The following is a 23,604-nucleotide window of genomic DNA, read 5'->3' as shown; positions in this document are numbered from 1 at the left end:
GAAGTCAAATGCCCTCCGCGAACTGGCAAACTCATAAAACCATTCTGCAATGAGTCGTTTTAACTTCAGTTATGGAGTTTCTAACATAGCCCTCGAACATCTCTTTTTTCCTGCCGAATGAAAAGTTTGCGGGTTTCGCTTTCATGAATCTCCACAGTTAAACGAATTTCACCATTTTGTAATTTTTCTTACCGCGACGGACAATCGTAAACGCATCATCCAAACGATCTGCTGCGCTCACCTCGTATGCCGTATCCGTCACTCGTTCGCCGTTCAATGATATCGCACCATTTGTCACATCTTCACGAGCTTGTCGTCTTGATGGCGACACGCCAGAATCGACGATAAAGTCAACGATGTTTTTATCCTCTTTCGCCATTTCAAACGAAGGGACATCTTTGAATGCGTCTTTCATTTCATTCGCAGTTAGTGTTTTCAAATCACCACTGAATAATGCTTTGGAAATACGGATTGCCTGGTCAAGTGCTTCCTGACCGTGAATCAGACGCGTCATTTCTTCTGCCAATCTAAGTTGCGCTTTCCGTAAATGTGGTTCCTCTTGAACTGTAATTTCAAACGCTTCGATTTCTTCGCGCTCAATGAATGTGAATATTTTCATATATTTAACAGCATCCGCATCAGCTGTATTTATCCAGAACTGATAGAATTCATAAGGTGATGTTTTTTCTGCATCAAGCCATACTGCGCCGCCCGCACTTTTACCAAATTTCGTACCATCTTCTTTCGTAACCAGTGGAATTGTGATACCGAATGCTTTCACTTCTTCTTCGTGCGTTTTACGAATAACTTCAAGCCCTGTCGTAATATTGCCCCACTGATCCGATCCACCGATTTGAACTCTGCAGCCATAATTATTGAATAGATGGTTGAAGTCAATTCCTTGAATAAGCATATATGAAAACTCAGTGAAAGAAATTCCACTATCGAGACGTGATGCAACATTGTCTTTCGCAAGCATATAGTTAACGCCTAACAACTTACCGAAATCGCGTAAAAATTCGATGACGCTCATCGAACCTACCCAGTCATTGTTGTTCACCATTTGAGCGCCGTTTTCAGAATCGAAATCGAAAATTTGTTCCATCTGCTTCTTAATCCCGGCAACGTTTCTATCGATTTGTTCAGTTGTTTGGAGCTGTCTTTCTTCCGAGCGGCCTGATGGATCCCCAATCATACCCGTAGCTCCTCCAACAAGTAGAATCGGACGATGTCCATGCATTTGGAAACGGCGTAGCGTAAGTAATGGCACGATATGTCCGATGTGCATGCTATCCGCAGTCGGATCAACGCCGCAATACAGTGAGATTTTCTCCTTATTCAGCAAATCCTCAAGACCCGCCTCATCCGTCTGTTGGTAGAGTAACCCTCTCCACTTTAAGTCTTCCATCAATTTCTCTTTCATCCTAACCCCTCCTGTGATTTAAGTAATAACGCATCGCGTCGAATGAGTTTCAAAGCGCTTAGCACCTGGAAGTAGACAACAAAAAAGCCCTTACACGATTTAAAAAAATCATGCAAGGACGCTAATTATTGTATTAACGCGGTACCACCCGGCTTGAGAAAAAATTCTCCACTCAAAACGCAATAACACTGCGCACGCGTCACACTCCAGAGCTGTAATTCATGATTGGTTTACCGGACAGCTTTCACCAGCCGCTGCCTCTCTAAACGGTTCCCCAACCACTACTTCGACTCATTCAACATGTGAAAGTATATGTATCAGTAATTCTAACCGATATTCAAAAGTTGTCAAATATTATCGATTGGCATTTATGGAAATGTGCTATAATAGGTAAGATTTCAGGAGGTTGATTTAAGTGAGTAAACATCAAAAGAATCGTATTGATCTAATAGAAGAGAAACTTGAAACAATGACTAAAACTAAATGGGCTAAAGGGATGCGCATCACCTCAGGCGTCACCTGGAACCTTTTTCTTCTATTCATTGTAGTAGGTTTGACACTGGTAGTGTTTGCCGGTTCAGTCGGAGCAGGCTATTTTGCTTCATTGGTAGCCAAAGAACCGCTTCGTTCAAAGCAAGAAATGCGGGATGCAATCTTCACCTACGAAGAAACGTCCGAACTTTATCTTGCCGGCAATATCTATATCGGTAAAGTTAACTCTGATATAGAACGGAAAGAGACGAAACTCGAAAGTGTATCCCCATTCGTTATTGATGCAGTATTCGCCACAGAGGATGAGTATTTCGCACAGCATGAGGGCATTGTCCCAAAAGCGATTTTCCGCGGACTATTACAGGATGTAACGAACTCCGATAACCAAACTGGCGGTTCGACTTTGACACAACAACTTATTAAGAACCAAATTTTAACCAACGAAGTGTCATACGAACGAAAAGCGAAAGAAATGCTACTGGCAATGAGAATTGAGCATTTCATGACAAAAGATGAAATTCTCGAAGCTTACTTGAACATTATTCCATACGGCCGTAATTCAAATGGGCAAAACATTGCAGGTATTGAAACTGCAGCTGGTGGTATTTTCGCTTTAAAAGCAGCGAAATTGAATTTACCACAAGCCGCCTTCATAGCTGGACTTCCTCAGGCCCCTTTCGCTTATACCCCTTTTAAAAGTGGTGGCGGATTGAAAGAACAAGAATTCTTACAGCCGGGAATCAATCGGATGAAGACAGTTCTTTTCAGGATGAAGGAAACTGGTTACATAACTGAACAGCAGTACAATGAAGCAATCGTCTATGATATTACAAAGGATTTCCGTGAACCCGTCATGCGCGCGAATGAAAGATATCCTTATTTGACGCAAGAAATTCAGAATCGCACGGTCGATATCCTCGCGGAAATTATTGCGGAAAAAGACGGAGTCGATGCCGAACGTCTTGAACAAGAAGATAAATTACGAGAAAAATATTCAATACTTGCGACGCGTTCAATGAAAAATGATGGCTATAGAATTTACTCTACCGTTAATAAAGATCTATATGACAAGATGAATGAAGTCGGTAATGATTTCGAAAGTTACGGATTTACCTATACACGCGAAGTAAAAGATTCTCATTCCGGCGAGGTCGAATTCGCGGAGGATCCAGTCCAAGTCGGGGCTATTATGATCGAAAATAGCACTGGTAAAATCTTATCCTTCATCGGCGGCCGTGGACATGAACACCAAGCGCTTAATCATGCTACACAAGCATTCAGACAGAATGGATCTGCCATGAAGCCACTTCTCGTTTATGCACCTGCTATTGAATATGGCGTAATCGGGGCTGGAAGTCCCGTCGTCGATGTTAAATTCAGTGTCAAACAAGCGAATGGCTCTATGTGGACACCTAGCAACTATACAAAATCGATGGAATATGGAATCATCCCTGCAAGGGAAGCACTCTCCAAGTCATTGAACTTGGCAACAGCAAGATTATATCGCGACATCCTTGATCGACGGCCTGCCGAATTCCTCGACAAGATGGGTATTTCAAAACTTCTCCCAGGAGACTATGTCAATCCCTCTACTTCATACGGGGGCATGACGGTCGGAATGAGTGTTGAGGAAAACACGAATGCATTTGCAACATTTGCGAATGGTGGGCAGTTCATAGACGCATACATCGTCGAAAAAATCGAAGATATGGATGGCAATATCGTCTATCAACATGAAATTGAACCTGTCGATGTTTTCAGCCCTGAAACGAGTTATATTGTTACTGATATGTTACGTGATGTTGTAAAAACGGGCGGCACTGGCTCGCAAGTAACGCAAAACATGAAATTCACTACAGATCTTGCTGCCAAAACGGGAACAACACAAGGTTACGGTGACGCTTGGCTTGTTGGATACAACCCAAATGTGTCTCTTGGTGTTTGGCTCGGATACAAAGACCGAACTCGAAGTCTTTATTATGGACTCGAAAAACAAACATTGCATCCTACCACAAGGACAAGTATGCTTTTCGCCCGAATTATGAATGCTGCGAACGAAGTAACACCAGAAATAGTCGGGGCCTCTGCAAAATTCAGTCGTCCTAACGGTGTCGTTGAAAAATCGTTCTGCGGTATTTCTGGGCTTGCTCCCTCTGCTGCATGTTCGTCTGCAGGGCTCGTTAAAACGGATTTATTCAACGCAAAAGTGATGTTACCAACAAAACCGGATGATAGCATTACCTCTTCTTCTTATGTATCTGTTAAAGGGACGAGGTACCTTGCACTTCCATCAACACCAAGCGAATTCGTGTCATCAGGTGGCACAGGCGTTAACCAAGTGTTCATCGACCGAATGCTCGGACCGTGGGGAGGAGATGCTTCAAAATTGTTCCCAGCGAACTCCGCTTTCGCATCTCATGTCGTGTCGGGAGCTATATTTAATGCAGATGATGTCGCTCCTGCACCAGTAAATGTTAGTTTAAATGGAACGACAATAACATGGGGCAATTCACCTTCCAACGATGTTATTGGGTACTATGTTTATGATAATAATGTTAAAATCGGAACAATAAGAGACGGTTCTTCGAATATATTTACAGTCGGTTCTGGCTCATACTCAGTCAAGGCTGTCGACATTACCGGAAGACTTTCAAATGGCTCCAATGCAGTCACCATTGCGGAGCCTGAGCCTGAAGAGGAAGTTATCGAAACACCTCCAACGGAAAACGTACCACCTGTTACACCACCTCCTGTAACTGAGGATGGGAACGACGGTGGTACCCCGCCTCCTACAAGTGGAGACGATGAAACTGGGGAATGAAATAGGAAAAAGAGCCTGTCCGCTATCAATAGCGGACAGGCTCTTTTTTGAATGCTAAGAAAGTATAAGTTTTTTCGACTTAGAATAGTGTCTATCTCCAGGCGCCTTGTGTCCTTGTGTTTTTATTAGTTACTCAATGTTAGTCTTCCATTGTCGACAAATCACCTGTCGGCAAATTCAGTTCCCAAGCTTTTAACACACGACGCATAATTTTTCCACTTCGTGTTTTCGGTAATTTATCTTTGAATTCAATTTCACGTGGAGCAGCATGTGCGGCCAGCCCTTTTTTAACAAATTGTCGAATTTCTTCTTTTAATTCATCTGTCGGCTCAATTCCTTCATGAAGCGATACAAATGCTTTTATAATTTCGCCACGAACTGGGTCAGGTTTACCTATAACCCCAGCTTCAACAATCGCGGGATGCTCAAGCAGTTTACTTTCCACTTCGAATGGTCCTACGCGCTCTCCACTCGTCATAATCACATCATCGACTCGGCCCTGGAAAAAGAAATATCCGTCCTCGTCGATGTATGCTGAATCACCCGAAACATACCACTCATCATTGATAAAGGTAGATGCATATTTTTCAGGATTATTCCAAACTTGCCGCATCATTGCAGGCCATCCTTTTTTAATAGCTAAGTTACCCATATGATTTGGAGGTAATACGTTTCCTTGATCATCAACGATGGCTGCTTCAATACCGGGAACCGGCTTGCCCATTGATCCAGGTTTAATTGGCAGACATCCGAAATTACAGATTGTTTGTGCACCTGTTTCTGTCATCCACCATGTGTCATGAATTCGCAATTTAAACGCTTCAGATCCCCAACGGATTACTTCGGGATTAAGTGGTTCACCCACGGAAAGAATATGGCGCAGTGAAGAAAGATCAAACTTGCTTAGTGGCCCTTCCCCAACTCCCATAAGCATCCGGAATGCGGTTGGCGCACTATACCAAACCGTGACACCATATTCCTCTATCGCTCCATACCAAGCATCTGCCGAAAATCTGCCGCCAAGAATCAAGCTAGTTGCCCCGGCAAGCATTGGTCCGAAAATACCATAAGCTGTGCCTGTCACCCAACCTGGATCCGCTGTACACCAGAAGATGTCCTCATCTTTTAGATCCAGTACCCAACGTGTTGTCTGCAGTTGCTGTACCATCGCTTCCTGTACATGTACGATGCCTTTCGGCTTTCCTGTTGAACCTGAAGTGTAATGTAGAAGTGTTGGGTCTTCTTTATCCATCCATTCAACTTGGAAGTACTGGGAAGCATCTGCCATATGCTTGTTAAAGTCGACGATAAGGCCTTCTTCCACCACATTTTCTCCTACAATAAAGATTGTCTTCAGGTGTGGTAATTTGTCAACAGGCACTCGTTCAAGAAGTTCAGGTGTCGTGATGATTGCAGTTGCTTCACTATCAGACAATCTGTCATAGACAGCACCTTCCATGAATGCTTCGAAAAGCGGTCCAACAATAGCACCCAGCTTCAACGCGCCCAAAAATGAGAAATACAATTCCGGTGAGCGAGGCATAAAGATGAAAATCCGGTCCCCTTTTTCGAGCGGCGACTGATTGCGCAATACGTTTGCAGCTTTATTTGACATCTTTTTCATTTCATTATACGTATAGCTTTCTTTTCGATTAGCGTCCTTATAATAAAGTGCAACCTTGTTTTTTCGATAAGAATCCGCATGGCGATCTACCGCTTCATGGGCAATATTCATGAGTCCGCTTTCAAACCAGCTGAAGTCTTTTTCTACATCCGTCCATTTAAATTCTGCGGCTGTACGATCATAATCTGCTAACTGATAATCCCCATGAACTGCGGGCAATGTTTTCATTACCATTCATTTCACCCTTTCAAGAATACAATATAACTATCATTCTACCTCAATCCAAACCTAGTTGTCTAATTAATTATATTTTTCCAACAGTTTTAAATTTGTAGTAATCAACAGGCTTTTATTTATCCATATTGTTGTATACTAGGTAGTAGGTTTATATCAAATACGGAGGTGATCATATTGGAACATATAAAAACATATAACGCAATGGAGATAAAACATAAGAATGGAGACATCGTTATCGAGGGGCCCATTACTGCCGATTACCTTGCTAGCCTTGATTTTCACGAGGATCTTGTTGCATTCAGACCTCCCGCACAACAACACAAGGCACTCATTGAAATTGCAGGACTCCCAGAAGGTCGTATTTTAATCGTTCGCGATTCAAATGAAATTGTGGGCTACGTAACTTATTTGTATCCCGACCCTCTGGAGCGATGGTCGCAAGGAAGTATAGAAAATTTAATCGAACTTGGAGCAATTGAAGTTATTCCAAAGTTCAGGGCCGGCGGGGTTGGCAAGTCACTTTTACGCGTTTCCATGATGGACGATGCAATGGAAGATTATATTATCCTAACGACTGAATATTACTGGCACTGGGACTTGAAGGGTACGAAACTCAACGTTTGGGAGTATAGAAAAGTAATGGAGAAGATGATGAATGCCGGAGGTCTGGAATATTACGCAACCGATGATCCTGAAATAAGTTCTCACCCAGCCAATTGCCTAATGGCACGAATCGGCAAAAGAATTAATCAAGATACCGTCCAGCAATTTGACAGTCTCCGGTTCATGAACCGGTTCATGTATTGAAGGGAGGATAAATCAGATGCTAATTGAAGAAATAATGATAAAAGATGTTCTAACCCTATCACCAGAAAATACGGTAAAAGATGCACTTGACGCCATGCGGGATAGAAAAATTCGCCACTTGCCAATCCTATCTATGGATGGCATAGTAGTCGGCATCGTGACAGACCGAGACTTGAAAGAAGTTGTTCCCTCGTCCATTTCCGAAATAAAAGACAGTAGCCCATATGATACTTTACTTTCTGAAGTGATGACGAAAAATCCGATTACCGGACATCCAATGGACTTTGTTGAAGAAGCAGCGGTACTATTTTATGATAATAAAATCGGTTCACTGCCAATAGTGTCCAATAAAAAATTAGTTGGAATCATCACTGAAACGGATTTACTTTACAAATATATTGAATTAACGGGCGCACATCAACCTGGCTCACAAATAGAAGTACGGGTTCCTAATACACCTGGAATCCTTTTCGAAGTATCCAAAGTTTTCCACGAGCAGAAATTAAACGTTTTGAGTGTGCTCGTCTATCCCGATAAAGAGAACGAAGCAAATAAAATTCTTGTCATCCGGATTAACTCAATGAATCCTCTCAAAATTATTGAGGGATTAAAGGTAAGCGGATTTGAGGTCCTTTGGCCAAATGTCCCGGGCATTGACGTATGAAAAAAGATGCCGTTTTCATCTTTTCAGAAGAACAACTTGGATACTCTTTTTCAGATTCACATCCATTTAACCAAAAAAGAATTCTCTTGACTCTCGACCTTTTAAAGAAATCTGGGGCCATTCAAGATAGCGATATCATCGCCCCTCGCATGGCCACAGACGAAGAATTACTTCTCGCTCATGATAAAAAATTTATTGAAATAGTAAAAAAGGCTGGTAAAGGTGAACTAACTGAGGATGTTGGTAGCATTTACGGTATCGGTACAGAGGATACGCCAATTTTCCCGAATATGCATGAAGCCAGTGCTATGCTGGTCGGCGGTACATTGACTGCGGTAGATGAAGTGATGCAAGGACGCTCTAAGTATGCATTGAACCTAGGCGGAGGTCTGCATCATGGATTTCATGGACGTGCTTCCGGCTTTTGTGTATATAATGACAGTTCAGTTGCCATAAAGTACTTACAAAAAAAGTACGGGGCACGCGTTCTTTATATCGATACAGACGCTCATCATGGAGATGGCGTTCAATGGAGCTTCTACGATGACCCTACAGTCTGTACACTGTCCATCCATGAAACTGGGCGTTATCTGTTCCCTGGAACCGGAAGTATAACCGAACGCGGCAATGGTTCTGGCTATGGGACTTCCTTTAATTTCCCGATTGACGCTTTTACAGAGGATGAGTCATTCCTTTCTGTTTATAAAACAGCCATAAAAGAAGTGACTGAATTTTTCAAACCCGATGTCATCTTGACACAAAATGGTGCAGATGCGCATTATTTCGATCCCTTAACCCACCTTTATGGAACAATGGATATTTATAAAGAAATCCCTCGGGTTGCACGCGAAATTGCAGAACAATATTGCGAAGGCCGCTGGATAGCCGTCGGTGGTGGCGGATATGATATCTGGCGCGTTGTCCCAAGGGCTTGGGCTCATATTTGGCTGGCGATGAAAAATATCCCTACACCTACTGGTCCACTGCCAGAGGACTGGTTATCAACGTGGCAGGAGCAGTCTCCCGTTACACTTATTCCGACTTGGGAGGATCCTGTACCACTATACGAACCTATTCCACGAAAAGATGAAATCAACGAGAAAAATGCACAGATGCTTAGCCGAGCCTTACATATGATCCGCAACGAAAAAATTGACAAATAACCACGTCTGGTGAGACTGGCTTGATATCCCCCATTTTCACTGGACCATTTCCGGCTCGCTTTCGGCGAAATATTCGTGACATTTTTACCGAGAGGCATGTATGGCTAGAAGTGACACTTCTTTAATAAAAAAGAGAAAACCCTATAGAAAGTTTCGGCCACCAAAATTGCATCTTTGGCGGCTTTTCTCTAGTTAAGAAGCCAGCTATTCTTTCGTCCTAAAAAGCTCTAAATGCACTTCGTGTACTTATGTAGTTGAAGAACGACGGATGAAGGACTACCCTACGCATCCAGACATCCGGTAATCGTAATAGAAGTCAATTCCAATCCAAAGCAATCCAAATGCAACTATACACGTCGCAGCCAGTGTGTGATCAAGTTACTTGCTGGTTACTTTGGTTATTCAACAGACGTGACAAATAGCAGTATTATTCCTCAAAAAGAGCAATCCCCTTCAGCCGGATATATCCGATTGATAAGATTGCTCTTTTTTCATTTCATAGATTTACGTTCTTCAAGCCGGAAAGGTAAAATGACCTGTTGCTCTTCAACCTCTTCCCCATTCATCAATTTCGTCAACAGACGCATTGACACTGCACCCAAATCATAGAGCGGAACGACAATAGAAGTGAGTTGCGGTCTTACTACCCTTGCCAAAATTGAATGTTCAAAACAGATGAGTTCGTAATCTTCAGGTACAGATAGTCCTCCATCCCTAATTCCATTCAACAAACCGACAGCAATCGCATCACTTCCTGCAATGATGGCAGTTGGTTGACCCTGCAATTCACGGATTTGTTTCCAGCCCTCATATGCACCATCGTACGTATCTTCCATTTCAATGACAAACTGCTCATCGACTGGAATATCCGCATCTTGGAGGGCTCTCATGTATCCCACTTTTTTACTGATACGGTTGATATCTCTTGTAAATGGCCCCGAAACAAACACGATTTTCGTATGACCATTTCGAATTAATTTATTGACCGCCACATAAGCAGCTTCTTCATAATCAATATTCACCGTTGCTAATTGTTTTTCCACGTCCAACGTTCCAGCCAAAACGATCGGAACATTCGCTGTGGACATTCCGGCACGAACTTCATCAGAAATCGAATCACTCATAAAGATGAGCCCGTCCACCTGTTTACCGAGATGGTCTTCTATTAATTCTACTTCTCGGTCTGTGCTCTCATCGGAGTTCGACAGGATCATATTATATTCGTACATCGTCGCAACGTCCGCTATTCCACGGGAAAGCTCCGAGTAGAAACTTTTCGAGATATCAGGAACGATGACTCCGATTGTTGTCGTCTTCTTACTAGCCAGACCTCTCGCAACTGCGTTCGGTCGATAGCCAAGCCGTTCAATGCAGTCGAGAACTTTCTTTCTCGTTGCAGGTTTTACATTTTGATTGCCGTTAACGACACGGGAGACCGTTGCCATTGAAACATTAGCCTCCCTGGCTACGTCGTAAATCGTTATAGCCATTAAAATTCCTCCTTCTATATACATTCATTATACCTTATGTCACATGTGTTGATTAACCAAATTTAACGAGTAAATAACTCAATCAAATACTAGGCGCTCGTGTACAGTTACGTTTGGATTTCTTTGGTTTAATGACTCTTATATGATTACCGGGATATCTTGATGTATATGGAAGCCATAAAGTCGCATTCATATACATTTTTCCGGTAATCGTATGGTTATCGTTCACCCGTCGCTCCCCAAAGGCATATGTACACAAAGCACTAAAGCTTTTCAGGACGAAAGAAAAAGTCGCTTCTTATCTAGAGAAAAGCCTCCAAAGATACAATTTTGGCGGCTGAGGCCTTCCCCATTGTTTTGTCTTTTTTCAGCAAAGGAAATATTCGTGACAAGATGACCATGGAGGAATGAATTGCAATTCCTTCCCAAAGGGAGTGGCTAAGAATGACGAAGTCATTTCTAGCCACTCCTGTCCTCGGTAAAGGTATCATGATTATTTCGCCGCAAGCGAGCCGGAAATGGTCCAGTGAAAATGATGATTTTCAAGCCTTTCTTACCAGTGTATTATGCAAGTAGATGTTTAATCAACAGATGTGACCTATGTAATCAAAACGCCGGAACCATTATAGGCCCGGCGTCTACTCATGAGATTGTTGTGTGCGTGTTCATGAATTGGTTAATTGCGTCATAAAATTCATCAAATTGTTGCAGATCCATCTGTTGTGCAGAATCGGATAATGCAACAGCTGGATCTGGGTGCACTTCAGCCATTACGCCATCCGCCCCAACTGCTATCGCAGCTTTCGCTGTAGGTAGTAACAAATCTTTTCTACCTGTTGAGTGTGTTACGTCAACGAAGACCGGAAGATGCGTCTCCTGCTTCAAGATTGGAACGGCAGAGATATCTAATGTGTTGCGAGTTGCCCGTTCATATGTACGGATACCACGTTCACAAAGGATGATCTGGCTATTACCTTTAGAGAGTATATATTCAGCTGCATGAATGAATTCATCGATTGTCGCTGCAAGTCCACGTTTTAGAAGAACTGGTTTATTAATCATTCCAGCTTCTTTCAACAATTCGAAGTTTTGCATGTTACGTGCGCCAATCTGAACTACATCGATATATTCAAGCGCTTCTTCGAGATGTGACGGCGTAATAATTTCCGTAACAACTGAAAGACCTGTTTCATCAGCAACTCGTTTAAGTATTTTCAAACCTTCAAGGCCGAGACCTTGGAAATCATATGGCGATGTACGAGGTTTGTAAGCTCCTCCTCTTATCATCGTTAACCCTTTTGCTTTGATGGACAATGCAACAGCTAAAACCTGCTCATATGATTCGACTGCACATGGACCGTAAATGAATGACGGTGTTCCGTCCCCAATTTTATGGCCATTAATGTCGACAATCGTATCTTCGGCTTTTCTCTTACGGGAAACAAGCAAAGCATTGCGTTGGTCGTCTTCTTGTATCTCAAGTGCAGACATGAATATTCCTTTAAAAATCTGTTCAAGTACTCCATTAGGTAACGGACCGTTGTTAGATTCTTTTAAGAAGTTAAGCATTTCACGTTCGCGAATCGGATCATACCGATTAACACCCTGCTTTTCTTTTACTTTACCAATTTCTTGGACCACAGTTGTTCTTTCGTTAATAAGATCCAAAACTTTACCATTCAGCTCGTTTACACGGCCGCGCAATTCATCTAAATCATTTTGTCTCATCTGTCCGTCTCCTCCCCGTATATATAATTCTCTTTCAGTAGAGAAGAATATATGTTACATTTTTGATAATAGACCTAAGTATAAAGAAGACTATTTGAAAAGTCACGTTATTTCTACTTATTCTTTTAAATACGGGACATTTATCGACAGAAAGGATGAATAATTCTGGCTACTACACTATTTGCACTCGACATCGGGACGCGTTCTGTCGTTGGAATCATCCTGATTGAAGACAATGGTATTTTTCATGTTGCTGATCTTGTTTCGATTGAACATAAGGAACGTTCAATGATTGACGGACAAATACATAACATTTTAAGTGTTGCAAACGTCATTTTAGAAATCAAAGAAATTCTTGAGGAAAAGCACGGTCCTTTGAAACGGGTCAGTGTTGCTGCCGCAGGTCGTGCATTGAAAACATCGGAAGGTTCAATGGCTATCGATATTTCAGAAAGGTCTCTCATTGCTGGCGAAGACGTCAATCGTTTAGAACTTGCAGCAGTCCAACAAGCCCAGCAAAAACTGCTGTCCTCCGATACAGTGACAAAAGACGACTATTATTATTGTGTCGGTTATTCCGTTCTTTACTATAAACTTGAAGGTGATGAAATAGGTAGCCTGATTGATCAGGCTGGACGGTCTGCTTCTGTTGACGTCATCGCGACATTCCTTCCTCGAGTCGTCGTCGAATCACTTCTTTCTGCGCTCAAACGTGCAGGACTCGAAATGGAAGCCCTGACACTGGAACCGATTGCAGCTATCAACGTCCTAATCCCACCATCCATGAGACGCCTAAACGTCGCGCTTGTCGATATAGGTGCAGGGACATCAGATATAGCTATTACCGATAACAACACCGTTGTGGCTTACGGAATGGTGCCACTTGCAGGTGATGAAATTACAGAAGCACTCAGCAACCATTATCTCCTTGACTTCCAACTTGCTGAGACTGCAAAAAGAAGTATTACAACAGAAGATACAATTGTCATGACAGACATTCTCGGCTTTGAAGATAATGTTGCTTCAAGTGATGTAACCGCTATTATTAAACCTGCTGTAGATCGGCTTGCCAAATCCATTTCGGATGAAATCAAGCGCCTGAACAATGGAGTTTCCCCTAAAGCAGTTATGGTTGTTGGCGGCGGTAGTTTAACGCCGGGGCTGACAAAAGAAATTAGTATATGCCTAGGACTACCCGAAAATAGGGTAGGTATTCGTGGGTTGGATGCTCTCTCGGGAATTACATTGGAACCCGGTATAGCTTCATCGCCAGAACTCGTCACACCAATCGGTATCGCTATCGCTGCAAGAAGAGCGCCGATTCATTATATGTCCGTGTCCGTAAATGACAAGGTGCTACGACTCTTCGAATTAAAAGAAATGACCGTCAGTGATGCACTCCTTGCCGCAAACATTAAAGCCCGTCAACTATACGGTATGCCCGGACTTGGAATGACGATAACAGTAAATGACAATGATATAATAATACCTGGAGAACATGGTACACCCTCAACAATCCTATTAAATGGGGTAAAAGCAAGTACAAAAGACTGCATTAAAAATGGAGATACAATCGACTTACTTCCCGGCAGTGATGGTACTAACGCAATAGCGACTGTGCGTGACCTTGTTGAGGATATGAGAGCCATCAGTGCAATGTTGGACGGAGTTGCCGTGCAATTGGAGCCCCTTATTCATATTAATGGAATTCTAAAAAGCATCGATACATCGATACAAGACCGTGATAAAATCACAGTTTCACACACCAAGACAGTCGCGGCAGTATTTGAAAAAGCACATCGAAATGACCTTTTAAAGGACAATCTTTTCACAGTATCCGTCAATAAAAGAACGGTCACCTTGAAAAAAAAGAACAACGAGTTCTTCATCATGGGGACTTCGGTGCAGCCATCGCACGTACTGAAAGATGGAGACCGAATTACAACCCAAAAACCGCCATTCCCTACCATAGATGAAGTTGTAGCTGAGATAGGTAAAAAGGCGTTCGATAAACTAACAGTACTATTCAACAATGAACCCGTCACAATTCAAAAACCACGTCTTACCTTTACTTTAAACGGGCATAGTGCTGAAGTATCTGCCATTGTAAAACCTGGGGATCATCTTGATTTTGTATCACTAAGTGAAAGTCCTATTACTTTTGGCGACATCTTTGCGTTTACAGATTATAGTTTACCCGAAAACCCATCAAGTAATTATAAACTGCTTCGAAACGACACACCAATCGGATTCAACGATGCTATTTTCGGCGGCGACAGACTTGAAATTAGTTTTACTTAAGAAAAGCGGAAGACGCCGGTTAGCCCCGACAAGCGCTGGAGGTCTTGAAGATAAAGGCGCTCTTTGCCTTTTCTGCAAGACTGAAGCGACTCGAGGGGCTGGCGTCTGAAGTCTAGACAATAAGAAAAGCGGAAGCGCCTTGGGAGACCCGACAAGCGCTGAAGGACCTTAAGATAAAGGCGCTCTTTGCCTTTAACTTGAGGTCCTAAGCGACTCGAGGGGCTAGGCGCTGAAGTCTAGACAATAAGAAAAGCGGAAGATGCCGGTTAGCCCCGACAAGCGCTGGAGGTCTTGTAGATAAAGGCGTACTTTGCCTTTTTTGCAAGACCGAAGCGACTCGAGGGGCTGGCATCTGGAGTCTAGACAACAAGAAAAGCGGAAGACGCCGGTTAGATCCGACAAGCTCTGGAGGTCTTGTAGATAAAGGCGTACTTTGCCTTTTCTGCAAGACCGAAGCGACTCGAGGGGCTGGCATCTGGAGTCTAGACAACAAGTAAAGCGGAAACGCCTTGGTAGGAACATTTATACTTGCTTACCTTTAAAAAAAGTCCATCTACTCATATTTGAGTAGACGGACTTTTTTCTATTACTTTTTATTTTTCAAGAATGTCTGACACATAGTTCTGGTTAGTTATTTTATCTTTACCAAGGTTCTCGCTATTACCATAAGAGACATCACTATTGCCAGTTGTAGCTTTCTCAGCATTATTAGCTTTTCCCACGACTGCTTTTTTTACAGCTTCTGCAGTAGCTGTAATACTTTCTTCTCCAGCCTCAATAGTATTTTCAACTTTGGATTTAGCTGTATCAACGAAATCAATAGACTCTTCGCCTTCAGAAGATGCTGTTCCATCATCCATCGGCATAGATGTTTTCGATTTCATCGATTTCACTTTATCGACAAGTTGTCCAGACTGTTCTTGGATTGTTTTCGATAATTCACCAGTCTTCTCTTTTGCGACCGAAGTTAGCTCTGTAGCTTTTTCCTTCGCAACAGAACTGATTTCAATACTCTTATCTTTCAGTTGAGTTGCTTGAGTTGTAAGGTTTCCTCGCATTTCACTACCCGTTTTTGGTGCCAAGAATAGTGCCGCAGCTGCTCCGATAACTCCTCCCACAAGTGCACCCATTAAGAAGCTTCCCGCTCCTGAACTTTCATTTTCATCATAGAAAGAATCTGTATAGTCCTTGTTATAATCATAATTTGTCGGTAGGTATGATGGTTGGCCATACGCATTTTCATAACCTTGACCACCCTGGTTGTATTGTGGGTCATTATTATTTGATTTCACTTTGTTTTCTTCACTCATATCCAATTCCTCCTGTTTTTTAAGTCTATATATATATGTTGAAATAATGAATCCTATTGTATCCGCTACGACGCTAGAAGATGCCTCTCGCCCTAAGCCAGGCAGCTTTCACCACAGTCTTAGGGCTTTCGGTTACCCCAATTATGGCGCCTTCACGTAATTTAAACACGCATTTATATATTCAACTTAAATACTTCATATTTAAGTTCTATTTATCTGCCTTTATTCGGGCTAGGCAATCTCTTTTGGCCTGGTACTGGCTTGTAAACAGTCCACCCTTTCGCGCTTGCCTTACCTGTCTTCCGTTCCTTTACTTTACCCATTATATCGATAACCACATTGCTCCATTGAACGATTTGTGCAATCTTGTCACTGTTCCGTTCTGCCTCTGTAGCGATATTGCTGGAAACCCTTCTAACGGAGGAATTGAGTACTGTGACAGACTCGCCTACGCCTTTCACAGCTTCGACAACAGTGTTCAGTTTTTCGGCTTTCTGCTGAATGTCTTCTGCAAGTTGATTTGTTTTATGAAGAAGTTCTGTTGTTTCCGTTGTTACCCCTTCAAGTTGAGTTGTCAACCCTTCCATTGTTCCAGAAACACTGTGTAATGTGTTCTTCAATGAGGATAGGGTCCTCGCTAAACTAATGCATAAAATCAAAAATGCGATTGCAGCGACAATTGCCGCTATGTACAGTAAATTCTCCACGGTACTGCCTCCTTCAAATACTCATATAACATTGTCTACCCTTGTCGAAGGTAAAATAAACGTTATACACATTATTACTTCTTCGACATTAGTCTTCATTTTCCTTCATCAAACTAGAATTCATTTTATTTTTTGTGACAACTTATTCATTCCCAAAACGAAAAAACAGCTAGCCCTGGATCAAGTTAAATCTTTCCCGTCCAGGGTCAAGCTGTTTATATAACTATGCTATACATTCAACTTATATAGTGTCCTGTTAAACCGTTTCTTCTTTATCAAGGTAAGACTTGAATGCGCTCATGTATTTCTGAACATCGCCTGCCCCCATAAAGAGGTATACTGCGTTTCCATGAGATTCAAGTGATTTATTATCATCAAGATCAAGATGCTTTGCACCCGGAATTATATTAATCAAGTCATTAATGGTTAAAATACCTGCCTTTTCACGTGCGGACCCGAATATATCGCATAAATAGACGTGGTCAGCAGTTGAAAGACTTTCCGCAAATTCATTCAAAAGGGCAGCGGTCCGCGTAAATGTATGCGGTTGGAATATCGCAACAATTTCACGGTCAGGATATTTCTGTTGCGCAGTTTGCAATGTCGCCTGGATTTCAGTAGGGTGATGAGCGTAGTCATCCACAATAATTCGATCTGCTATTTCCATTACCGTAAAGCGCCTTTTAACACCATGAAAAGTAGACAGTTTTTCTTGAATAGTGTACGCTTTTACTCCTTCATAATGACAGAGCGCAATTACGCCTAGCGAATTCAAGATTGCATGATCCCCAGCCAGCGGTATTGTAAACGTATGATAAAACTCATTCCTTACAAAAACATCAAAGGATGAACCTTCCACAGTTTTGATGATATTTTTCGCAGCAAAATCATTCGACTCTTCAAATCCGTAATAGAGCACTGGAACATTGGCCTGAATTTTTTGCAAGTGTCTATCATCACCGCAGGCAATTAGGGCTTTCTTCACCCGGAGTGCCATTTCACCAAATGCGTCCATCACATCCGCTAGATCCTTAAAATAATCTGGATGATCAAAATCGATATTTGTCATAATCGCATAGTCAGGTTCGTATGCCAGGAAATGTCTTTTATATTCGCAAGCTTCGAATACAAAGTACTCGCTGTCTGCTGGGCCACTTCCCGTACCATCTCCAATTAAATAGGAAGTAGGTGAATGTCCAGATAACACATGAGCAAGCAAACCCGTAGTCGATGTTTTACCATGTGAGCCTGTAACTCCGATCGATATGAATTTCTCCATATACTTTCCTAAAAAGTCATGGTATCGAATAATTTCGAGGCCAAGTTCCTTAGCCCTTATAAGTTCTGGATGGCTATCAGGAAATGCATTTCCTGCGATAACTGTCATTCCTGATTTAATATTGTTTTCATCAAATTTCAACACAGTTATTTTTCTTTCATGGAGCGGATCTTCTGTGAAGAACCATTTCTCCACGTCTGAACCTTGTACTTCATTCTCAGAATCGTGAAGTATTTGGGCGAGCGAACTCATTCCAGCGCCCTTAATGCCAGTAAAATGGAACAACGTCATAATGCAACCTCCCGGGATCATTTCTGTTCCCCTTAATTAAATATCATTAGTTTATTCCCTCTACAATTATCAGTTAAGTATTTTGATTTACAGCCCGCATTGCAAGGCTCCTTACTATTCTATACGATCTGTAAGTCGATCGAGATCACTTTCTGTCAAAAAGACATCGCGTGCCTTACTTCCCCGCGGCCCTGAGATGAATCCACTTTTCTCCATTCGATCCATTAGTTTGGCGGCTCGATTGTATCCGATACTAAAATTACGTTGTAACAGAGACGTTGATGCACTGCCTGTTTCATGGATAAAGAGACAAGCCTCTTCAAAAAGTGGATCGGCTCCTTCTTCTTCAATACTACTTGCAAGAAGGTCTTCTTGGCCAAATAAATAATCTGGTGTTGCCTCATTCCGAACGTGTTCTATTATACGCTCTATTTCCTCATCCGTGACAAATGTACCTTGTAGTCGAACGCCAGAAGATTGTCCATTTCCAATGTATAGCATGTCACCTTTCCCAAGAAGCCTTTCTGCTCCAGGGGAATCAATTATTGTCCTAGAATCGATTTGTGATGAAACTGAAAATGCGATTCGTGTTGGGATATTCGCTTTGATTGTACCTGTAATAACATCGACAGAAGGACGCTGTGTCGCGATGATCAAGTGGATACCGCATGCACGTGCTTTTTGTGCAATTCGACTAATTGATACTTCGACATCTGCCGGCGCCATCATCATTAAATCTGCAAGTTCATCAATGACAATTAAAAGATAAGGCATCTTCAAAGAGAACCTACGACTTTCTACAACTGCTTTATTGTAACGCTCGATATCCCTCACACCTGCATGAGCAAGCAGCTCGTAACGTCTTTCCATTTCCGCCACTGCCCATTTTAGTGCAGCAGTTGCAGCTTTGACGTCCGTAATCACAGGACTAATTAGATGTGGTATGCCGTTGAATGGTGCAAGTTCTACCATTTTAGGGTCAATCAGCATCATTTTCAAGTCTGTTGGTGTAGCTTTGTAAAGCAAACTGACCAAAATCGAGTTAATGCAGACGGATTTACCTGAACCTGTAGCCCCAGCAATCATACCATGTGGCATCTTGCGGAGATCTAAGGTTACTGGTGTTCCAGTTAGGCTTAATCCAAGCACAGCCTCAAGGGGAGACGTGGAAGCTCTGAACTGTTCCGTCGCAATAACTTCGGATATCCGAACAGGTCTTGTCTTCCGATTTGGAATTTCAATTCCTATGGAACTTCTTCCGGGAATCGGTGCTTGGATACGAATATCTTCGGCTGCTAGCGCCAATTTTAGGTCATCTGTTAAATTACGTACTTTACTCACTTTAGTCCCCACTCCGACAGTCAGTTCAAAACGAGTGACTGTCGGACCTTGCATCGCTTCGATAACGGTCGCTTTAACCGCAAAGTGCGACAACGCTTCCTCAAGCTTTTCAGATTGCGATTCCAGCCACTCTGTATCTTCGATTTGTGATTCAGGGGGGATCAGATAATCCAGTGACGGGAATGCGTAATAGGGTTCCTCTTCTTCTAAGGTTTCGCCAGCTATTTCTTTCGTCTCTACCAAAACCTCTTCTCGAATGTCGACCAAAGGTTTCGTACTTATCGGCTCAGAGATAGTTACTTTTTTGCTTTCATTTGGAACTTTCACACTTAAAGGTTCTACTACTTTTAGCTTCTCTTTATCGGACTTCAACATCAATACATTGAATGGAACAGTCCGTTCTTTTTTTGTTACTTGACTTTGTTGTTCTACCAATTCTGGAATGCCTGGAGAGGGCTCTACTTTTACTTCAGCCTCTACATCAGGTAACGCATCCTTAGTATAGTCCACTTCATCCGAAATAATTCCCTTAAAGTCCTCTTCAATCACTAGTGATTCGATTGTAGCAAATTCATCCTTAGAAAGCTCTATGGCATCTGGCAATACTACGGTCTCTTCGTCCTCAGTTACTGTCGTTTCAGTTTCGTAGACTTCAACTTTTAGCGGCTCTATCTCACTAGATGTGAGTTCTCTGCTGTCATTTCCAATCACAAAGTCCTCGTTCAAAATTGGTATACTACTCGTTTTTTCATTTTCATAATAAAATTCATCCGTCTTTGTCAACTGTGATTCTGTAACAACTACCTCTTCTTCCGGTGGCTGCAACTTCACTTCTTCCGTTTTTAAAGGTGTCGTTACTTCTCTCCTTGGATTAATAAATCCATGAACGGGCGAAGGTACTGCGGTCGGTGTAAATGGCTTACTGGAACGTTTTTGTACCGTCACATTCACTTTCGGTGGAAGTTCCTCCTGAAGGGCCTTTTTTGTGGAGGAGAAAGAACTTCTTTTTTCTTTCTCTTTTACGCCATATTTTTGTAATGAATCAGCCCTAAAGATATTGACTGTTCTGTTATCACTTGGCCATTTAGCATTTTCGGAAAGTGGTTTCGTTTCATAATTATCGTCCGCATCTTTATTTTTAGTTGTGTATTTCGGATAATCTACTTCAGTAACAGATTCATCGTCCCAACCATATATTTCTGCATCTGAGATAATCGGAAAGCGAAATGATGTGTTGTTACTAGTTTCATTTTTATTTAATGATTCGTCAATTTCATTTTCAGTTTTTTCATATTCTGTTTCCACTTTATTATTGTCTTCATCCGGTCCAAATAACCGGTCTACTATTGTTTTAAACCAACTCAAGACTATCACTCTTTTCATGTCAATCACTCTATTTTAACAGTACTGACACGACAAAATCAAATCAATTTATGAAAACAAAAAAACGTACCAAACCGGTACGTTTTTCGTGCTCTTATTTTGTGAAGATTTCACCAGTAACAGCATTGTTATCTAGTACTAAAATCCCTTTTTCTTCAGGCGCGTCAGGCAAACCTAGTTCTTTTGCTGAGCAAATCATTCCAGCCGATGGAACCCCACGCAATTCTGCATCACGAATGACCATTCCAGATGGCATAACAGCTCCAACTTTCGCGACAACAACCTTCTGGCCCGCACCCACATTCGGTGCTCCACAGACAATTTGAACTGTTTCACTGCCAACATCGACCGTGCAAACACTTAACTTATCGGCGTTCGGATGCTTTTCTTTTGTCAAAATATGTCCTACAACAAACTTTGGTGTAAAGTCTATGTCAAGTTTAATCTCTACGCCATTCTTTAGAAGTGCGTCTTGCAATTGCCCTGCCACCTCTTCAGTCAGCTCAACTTCCCCGACTGCTTCATTTTTCACGTAAGATGATGCATTGAATAGGTTAAATGCAGTTAATTCTCCAGTAACCTCGTCATGGATTAACGTAACATCCCCTTGTGAATTAGTTACAATAGATTCTGGACGTGTAAGTGCAAGCTGCACAAGCAACACATCTCCAACACCATTTATGTTATAAAAAATATTCACTTTTTCTTTCCTTCCCTTCTTGCTAAACGATTTTTAGCCATAATGAAAATTGGTTCAAGTTTTCCATCTTCATAGATAAATGATAAAGATGTAACTGGTACAGTGCCAGTGGTAAAGAAATGCATAGCCATTTGAGCAAGTACATCATACCCCGTATCGTTCCGGATATCACCAATAATTAGTACATCTTGGTGTGGGACAGAAACAGTCATATGACCCTCGATTTTCGCTTCCATCTCTTTCAGGAATGTGCTGTTCAATATTCTACTAGCATCATAACCATCGTTATTATTGACAAAGTAATAGATGTTACCCGAGACTTCATCCTTCTTCATCGCGGTCGGTAATGCTCTTACACGGAATAATGCAGACTCTGTTATCTCCGTTTCAGACATACCAAGAGACTCCAACATACTTTCATCAATTAACCGGTAGGTAGTTCCAAGGTCAAGTGCATAATAGATACACGTTTCAGCCGTATGGTCCTTCATAAGAAAACGATGTCCTACAGCAGATTCTTTCGGAAACGATGAAGACCTGATCACAGGATAAATAATCGTACTATCAGAGAATCCTATTGATTGTTCTTTTTCCATCGCTTTAAACGTCTCACCAATTGTATAAACTATTTCTTTTATTGCCGCCTCTTTTTTCTGTTCATATTTCACAAGAATTTCCGGGAGTGAAATATCCATCCCTTTTTTTAGAACCGAATGCTCTAGACGAACCTTATCCGTTTTTCGGTCAAATCGCCACTTGAAATGTTCAGATGGAAGATGCTCTTTTAAAATTTCAACAAGCTGCGCAGAATTCATCTATTTTTTCCTCCATTCATTATGAAAAGCGTAAGACGCCTTAAAGGAACGCAGCTTAAGTACGCGACGTCCTGTCGCAACGACTGCATGCCTGCATCCTTGTAGGCACGACGTGGCGCACTTTGCCACATAGCTGGATTGCTTTCAAGGAACCTAGCCTAAGTACGCAGCGTCCTGCGGCAATGGCTACGTGACCCCACATCCTGTGGGCCTCCAAGCGGCTGGCGCCTGAAGCCTAGACACTTAGAAAAGCGCAAGGCGCCGTTTAGACGCGACGGGCATAAGTCAATCCAGCGACGTGGCGCACTTTGCCACATAGCTGGATTGCTTATGACCCGAGCGGCTGGCGCCTAGAGCCTAGACACTGTTCCGTGTCGAAAAACTTATACCTTCTTACTTTTCTCGGAAAATTGCATCTATTCTTGATTAATAGAACGCACGATTTCCATCATTCTTGCTAGGTTTTCTTCGATGTTTCCTTTTTTCGTCATTGTCGTCATTTTTGATCCGCCCACGCTCGTCATAAGCTCAACATCGTCATTGCCGCTTTTGATTACCGCCGCAAAACCAAAAATGCCTTCATCCGTAAACGTTGCCTGCTCGACAATTTCTTTACTTTTATCAGCAAGAAGCAAATCATAAAACAGTTTACTGTCATTTTTTTCATTTGGATTGACAAAAAGGATAAATGTTTCTTCTTTTTTCGTAAAGACGATATTTTGTGCATCTGACTTATCATTCTTCTTAAATCCGGCAGGTAGATATAGTTTAATGCCGTCAATCTCTTCAGTACGTTTTTTATCATTCGAGTGAAATGCTTCTCTCGCCGCTTCGACTCCTGAAGTTGCACTTTCGTCAAGCGTTTTTCCACATGCTACAAGCGTTAATACAGATATCGTCAACAGGAATATGAATTTCCATTTTCGGAACATTCGATTTCCCCCAATCATTAATTTAAACACTATTTATCATTTTAATGTTGTTACGGATTACTTGCAACCAAAACACGTTGCAATCAAGCACTTCGA

Annotated in this window: 17 protein-coding genes; 6 read left to right on the top strand and 11 right to left on the bottom strand. The window is 42.0% G+C overall.

Annotated elements, in window-relative coordinates; genetic code table 11:
- Positions 1 to 157 precede the first annotated feature (157 nt).
- Positions 158 to 1,423 carry a tyrosine--tRNA ligase gene (gene tyrS, locus H7992_RS08630; RefSeq protein ID WP_187047293.1) on the bottom strand — a complete coding sequence of 422 codons (1,266 nt, stop codon included), beginning with the start codon at positions 1,421 to 1,423 and terminating at the stop codon, positions 158 to 160.
- A gap of 415 nt (positions 1,424 to 1,838) precedes the next feature.
- On the opposite strand from tyrS, the gene H7992_RS08625 reads away from it, so the two are divergent.
- Positions 1,839 to 4,736 carry a transglycosylase domain-containing protein gene (locus tag H7992_RS08625; RefSeq protein ID WP_370569980.1) on the top strand — a complete coding sequence of 966 codons (2,898 nt, stop codon included), beginning with the start codon at positions 1,839 to 1,841 and terminating at the stop codon, positions 4,734 to 4,736.
- A 139-nt stretch (positions 4,737 to 4,875) separates the two neighbouring features.
- Here the strand turns inward: H7992_RS08625 and acsA are convergent, their stop codons facing one another.
- Positions 4,876 to 6,594, bottom strand: coding sequence for an acetate--CoA ligase (acsA, locus tag H7992_RS08620; protein ID WP_067207535.1), 1,719 nt, complete (start codon positions 6,592 to 6,594; stop codon positions 4,876 to 4,878).
- A 177-nt stretch (positions 6,595 to 6,771) separates the two neighbouring features.
- Between acsA and H7992_RS08615 the strand changes: the two genes are divergently transcribed.
- The 3 genes from H7992_RS08615 to H7992_RS08605 are packed head-to-tail and all read left to right on the top strand — an operon-like array spanning position 6,772 to position 9,231.
- Positions 6,772 to 7,404: a GNAT family N-acetyltransferase gene (locus H7992_RS08615; RefSeq protein ID WP_067207534.1), complete on the top strand. Its 633-nt coding sequence runs from the start codon at positions 6,772 to 6,774 to the stop codon at positions 7,402 to 7,404.
- A 16-nt stretch (positions 7,405 to 7,420) separates the two neighbouring features.
- Positions 7,421 to 8,068: an acetoin utilization AcuB family protein gene (locus H7992_RS08610; RefSeq protein ID WP_067207531.1), complete on the top strand. Its 648-nt coding sequence runs from the start codon at positions 7,421 to 7,423 to the stop codon at positions 8,066 to 8,068.
- Positions 8,065 to 9,231: an acetoin utilization protein AcuC gene (locus H7992_RS08605; RefSeq protein ID WP_067207529.1), complete on the top strand. Its 1,167-nt coding sequence runs from the start codon at positions 8,065 to 8,067 to the stop codon at positions 9,229 to 9,231. The genes H7992_RS08610 and H7992_RS08605 overlap by 4 nt, the downstream gene beginning before the upstream one ends.
- A 491-nt stretch (positions 9,232 to 9,722) precedes the next feature.
- On the opposite strand, the gene ccpA is transcribed toward H7992_RS08605, so the two are convergent.
- Positions 9,723 to 10,721: a catabolite control protein A gene (gene ccpA, locus H7992_RS08600; RefSeq protein WP_067207526.1), complete on the bottom strand. Its 999-nt coding sequence runs from the start codon at positions 10,719 to 10,721 to the stop codon at positions 9,723 to 9,725.
- A 444-nt stretch (positions 10,722 to 11,165) separates the two neighbouring features.
- On the opposite strand from ccpA, the gene H7992_RS24655 reads away from it, so the two are divergent.
- Positions 11,166 to 11,297, top strand: a complete 132-nt coding sequence (locus H7992_RS24655) for a hypothetical protein (RefSeq protein WP_255428627.1) — start codon at positions 11,166 to 11,168, stop codon at positions 11,295 to 11,297.
- Between the two features lie 66 nt (positions 11,298 to 11,363).
- On the opposite strand, the gene H7992_RS08595 is transcribed toward H7992_RS24655, so the two are convergent.
- On the bottom strand, positions 11,364 to 12,449 hold the full coding sequence (locus H7992_RS08595; RefSeq protein WP_067207524.1) for a bifunctional 3-deoxy-7-phosphoheptulonate synthase/chorismate mutase: 1,086 nt from the start codon (positions 12,447 to 12,449) through the stop codon (positions 11,364 to 11,366).
- Positions 12,450 to 12,737: 288 nt separating this feature from the next.
- On the opposite strand from H7992_RS08595, the gene H7992_RS08590 reads away from it, so the two are divergent.
- Positions 12,738 to 14,750: a cell division protein FtsA gene (locus H7992_RS08590; protein ID WP_255428626.1), complete on the top strand. Its 2,013-nt coding sequence runs from the start codon at positions 12,738 to 12,740 to the stop codon at positions 14,748 to 14,750.
- Between the two features lie 593 nt (positions 14,751 to 15,343).
- On the opposite strand, the gene H7992_RS08585 is transcribed toward H7992_RS08590, so the two are convergent.
- From H7992_RS08585 to H7992_RS08555, 7 genes are all read right to left on the bottom strand, one after another.
- Complete coding sequence (locus H7992_RS08585) at positions 15,344 to 16,060, bottom strand: YtxH domain-containing protein (RefSeq protein WP_187047292.1); 717 nt, start codon at positions 16,058 to 16,060, stop codon at positions 15,344 to 15,346.
- A 212-nt stretch (positions 16,061 to 16,272) separates the two neighbouring features.
- Positions 16,273 to 16,767: a DUF948 domain-containing protein gene (locus tag H7992_RS08580; RefSeq protein WP_067207516.1), complete on the bottom strand. Its 495-nt coding sequence runs from the start codon at positions 16,765 to 16,767 to the stop codon at positions 16,273 to 16,275.
- A gap of 256 nt (positions 16,768 to 17,023) precedes the next feature.
- Positions 17,024 to 18,337 (bottom strand): UDP-N-acetylmuramate--L-alanine ligase, encoded by a 1,314-nt coding sequence (murC, locus tag H7992_RS08575; protein ID WP_187047291.1) that lies wholly within the window; start codon positions 18,335 to 18,337, stop codon positions 17,024 to 17,026.
- Between the two features lie 114 nt (positions 18,338 to 18,451).
- Complete coding sequence (locus tag H7992_RS08570) at positions 18,452 to 21,061, bottom strand: DNA translocase FtsK (RefSeq protein ID WP_187047290.1); 2,610 nt, start codon at positions 21,059 to 21,061, stop codon at positions 18,452 to 18,454.
- A 94-nt stretch (positions 21,062 to 21,155) separates the two neighbouring features.
- Positions 21,156 to 21,761, bottom strand: a complete 606-nt coding sequence (gene ytpR, locus H7992_RS08565; RefSeq protein ID WP_187047289.1) for a YtpR family tRNA-binding protein — start codon at positions 21,759 to 21,761, stop codon at positions 21,156 to 21,158.
- A complete protein-coding gene (locus H7992_RS08560) occupies positions 21,758 to 22,576 on the bottom strand; it encodes a DUF1444 domain-containing protein (protein WP_067207509.1) in 819 nt (272 codons plus the stop codon). The genes ytpR and H7992_RS08560 overlap by 4 nt, the downstream gene beginning before the upstream one ends.
- Before the next feature lie 416 nt (positions 22,577 to 22,992).
- The gene (locus H7992_RS08555; RefSeq protein WP_187047288.1) at positions 22,993 to 23,508 is read right to left on the bottom strand and encodes a hypothetical protein; all 516 of its coding nucleotides are present in this window, start codon (positions 23,506 to 23,508) and stop codon (positions 22,993 to 22,995) included.
- Positions 23,509 to 23,604 lie beyond the last annotated feature (96 nt).

Origin of the sequence: Sporosarcina sp. resist (genome assembly GCF_014302295.1) — a bacterium.
GTDB lineage: Bacteria > Bacillota > Bacilli > Bacillales_A > Planococcaceae > Sporosarcina > Sporosarcina psychrophila.
Note: the sequence above shows the minus strand (reverse complement) of the source record. Positions and strands in the feature narration are given on the sequence as shown.